Raw genomic sequence first — 1042 nt, forward strand, 5'->3', positions numbered from 1 at the left:
TAGTTGGGCATGAGCCGTCCAGGTCCGAAGATTCCGCCGTTGTCGATCTCTCACGCCCAGCGCGGGGTGCTGGAGGGCTGGTTACGCCGCCGCACAACGGCTCAGGCTTTGGCCCAGCGGTCCCGGATCGTGCTGGAGTGCGCCGAAGGCCACTCGATCATGGAGGTGTCCCGTCGGCTGCGGGTCGCTCCGGAGACGGTCCGCACCTGGCGGCGGCGTTTCATTGAGCGGGGCCTGGACGGCTTGTGTGACGACCCGCGGCCCGGCGTTCCCCGCAAGATCACCAACGCGGACGTCGAGCGGGTCGTCAAGACGCTTGAGGAGACGCCCAGGAACGCGACCCACTGGTCGACCAGGTCGATGGCCGCGGCGACGGGAATGTCGCAGTCGACGGTCTCGCGGATCTGGCGGGCGTTCGCCCTGGCACCGCACCGGACGCAGACCTTCAAGCTGTCGACGGATCCGCTGTTCACCGACAAAGTCCGTGACGTCGTCGGCCTCTATCTCGACCCGCCGGATAAGGCCCTGGTCCTCTGCGTGGACGAGAAGTCGCAGATCCAGGCCCTGGACCGGTCCCAGCCCGTCCTGCCGATGATGCCCGGCGTTCCCGAACGCCGCAGCCACGACTACATCCGCGTCGGCACCACCACTCTCTTCGCCGCCCTCGAGGTCGCCACCGGCAAGGTCATCGGCTCCCTGCACCGCCGCCACCGGGCCACCGAGTTCAAAAAGTTCCTGGCCAAGGTCGACAAGGAGGTTCCGGCCGATCTCCAGGTCCACCTCATCCTCGACAACTACGCGACCACAAGACACCCGACATCAAGCGGTGGCTGCTGGCCCACCCGCGGTTCCACCTGCACTTCACGCCGACCAGTGCGTCGTGGCTGAACCTCGTGGAGCGGTGGTTCGCCGAGCTCACACAGAAGAAGCTCAAACGCGGAGTCCACCGCTCCGTCCAGGCACTCGAACGCGACATCCGGACCTGGCTGACCGACTGGAACGACCAACCCAGGCCCTTCGTCTGGACAAAGACAGCCGACGA

General features: G+C 66.6%; 1 pseudogene. It reads left to right on the plus strand.

The window, feature by feature from the left end:
- Positions 1 to 9: 9 nt before the first annotated feature.
- A pseudogene (locus tag ACFWW8_RS38660) lies at positions 10 to 1042 on the plus strand (IS630 family transposase); the annotation flags it as partial.

The sequence above is a fragment of the Streptomyces sp. NPDC058701 genome (genome assembly GCF_042715295.1).
Classification (GTDB): Bacteria; Actinomycetota; Actinomycetes; order Streptomycetales; family Streptomycetaceae; genus Streptomyces.